We start from the raw sequence: 2,136 nt of genomic DNA, 5'->3' as shown, positions 1-2,136 counted from the left end.
AACGCACAGCAGCTTGAGCGAATGATGCAGCTTTACAAGATACTTTCGCAGCGGTACGATGTGGTGTGCACCAATCCGCCGTATATGGGCGGCTCGGGAATGAACAGCACGTTGTCGGGGTATGTGAAGAAGTATTTTCCGGACAGCAAGAGCGACCTGTTTGCGTGCTTTATTGAAAAGTGCGGACGGCTCGTAAAGCAGAACGGCTTTTATGCTATGATAACACAACCGTCACTGCTTTTCCTGTCATCATTTGAAAAACTGAGGTCAAAAATAGTTGTAAATAACATAATTTCGAGTTTGGTACATATGGGCAGAGGTATATTTGGAATTGATTTTGGTTCGACTGCTTTTGTTATCAATAAAAATAAAATTTCAGATTACTATGGTTGTTATTTCAGACTGCACGAAAGAACTTTCCAGTATATCGACCCTGATGATATAGCTAAATTGTACTTGATGTCAAAGGGCGATAAAACTGTAAAATACGATTTCTCAACCTATGACACTAAGAATGAATCTTTAGAGCAAGAAGAATTATCCGGCAAGTCTTTGCAACTGTATTATGAAGCCAAACAAGAAAACTTCTCCAAGATTCCGGGTATGCCGGTGGCTTATTGGGTGAGTGAGAATTTTGTTAGGGCGTTTGAGAATGAGAAGTTAGGGAATATTGCAAATCCGAAAGTTGGTTTACAAACAGGTTGCAATGATGAGTTTACAAGACTTTGGTTTGAAACGCCAATTATGAATATATGCTTTAATGCTACAAATAGACAAGAAGCATTAGAAACAAAAGTTAGATGGTTCCCATACAATAAAGGCGGAGATTTCCGAAAATGGTATGGCAACAACGATGTTGTTGTCAATTGGGAAAATGACGGATTTGAGATTAGAAACTTTAAAGATGAAAAAGGAAAACTGAGATCAAGACCTCAAAACGTAGATTGCTATTTTAAGCAAAGTATTACATGGTCTAAAATTTCAAGTGGTTCTATTGCATTTAGATATAAACCGAAAGGTCATATTTTTGATGTTGCTGGTACAAGTGTTTTTGCATCTGATAATCAATTGTTCTATCTTGAAGGATTTTGTAATAGTAAGGTGACGCTTGCAATTGTTAATGCTATTTCACCAACTTTGAATTATGAGGTTGGACATATCGCAAGTTTACCGATTATATTTGACGATAAACAAAAAGATGTAGTTGATGAACTTGTAAAAGAAAACATTTCTCTATCAAAAAATGATTGGGACAGCTTTGAAACAAGCTGGGATTTTGAGGGGCACCCGTTGGTGTGAGGAGGAGTTTTACTTGAGAGTTGAGGTACAGGGCTATAAAAAATCAATAAATGAAACTGATTTTACCGATGAACAAATCAAAATAATATGGGATTTCTATGTTACAAAGTCGGTAGCTGAAAGTGTATCGCAAAAAAGACGAATTTCGGATTATGGTAAAACACAATTTCCGTGGAAAGAGATGCTGAAAGTTGCAGAGGTTAATCCTGAAAACTGTAAAATCCTTCTTGCGAATTCTATCAATCAGTCTTTGATAAATTACGATTTGGACATTACAGAGGGAAAAGGTGATAATAAGCATAATAAAGCTATTGAAGTAGGTGTACCCAAAATAGTATGTTTAACACCTTTTTCAATTGCTGATGAAGAACCACCTAAGGCGAGAGTTGGCGAAGCAGAAAGTGTACTAACGCATATAAGAAATGCCTTTGCTCATAGTAATACATATTTCTTCGATAACAATTATGTAATGTTTGAAGATAAAGATAGTAGAGGAGCTATCACAGCTCGAATTATTATCAAACAACAAACTATACTGGATTGGATATCCACAGTTGATAGTGAACAGAAGTATTATGTATTAAGAAATGTGGGAGAAGGAAATGCCTAAGCAGAAAATTGACACCAACAATACCCAAGGGAGCAAACTATGAACAAAACAGCGATAAAGAATTTTGCAGTAGGAGCGAGAGTCAGCCTGATCTCAGCGGTTACGCAGAAGGCTTACGAGTACGAGATCACCAAGGACGGCGAGAACACTGCTGCGCTTGATCAGGTCAGCGGCAGACCGCTTACACCGACCGAGAAAAGCCAGCGTTCACAGCTCATCGCAAGGAT

At 37.8% G+C, this 2,136-nt stretch carries 3 protein-coding genes; all 3 read left to right on the top strand.

Going from position 1 to position 2,136, the window contains the following annotated elements; genetic code table 11:
• A partial coding sequence (locus T494_RS13125; RefSeq protein WP_037344826.1) for an N-6 DNA methylase occupies positions 1-1,299 on the top strand: 1,299 nt, incomplete at its 5' end.
• Between the two features lie 13 nt (positions 1,300-1,312).
• Positions 1,313-1,909: a hypothetical protein gene (locus T494_RS0111520; protein ID WP_028506416.1), complete on the top strand. Its 597-nt coding sequence runs from the start codon at positions 1,313-1,315 to the stop codon at positions 1,907-1,909.
• A 39-nt stretch (positions 1,910-1,948) separates the two neighbouring features.
• Positions 1,949-2,136 (top strand): hypothetical protein (locus T494_RS13120; protein ID WP_037344824.1); only part of this gene is annotated, 188 nt, incomplete at its 3' end.

The organism is Ruminococcus sp. FC2018 (genome assembly GCF_000621805.1).
Lineage (GTDB): Bacteria > Bacillota > Clostridia > Oscillospirales > Ruminococcaceae > Hominimerdicola.
This window is presented reverse-complemented; position numbering and strand designations above follow the sequence as displayed.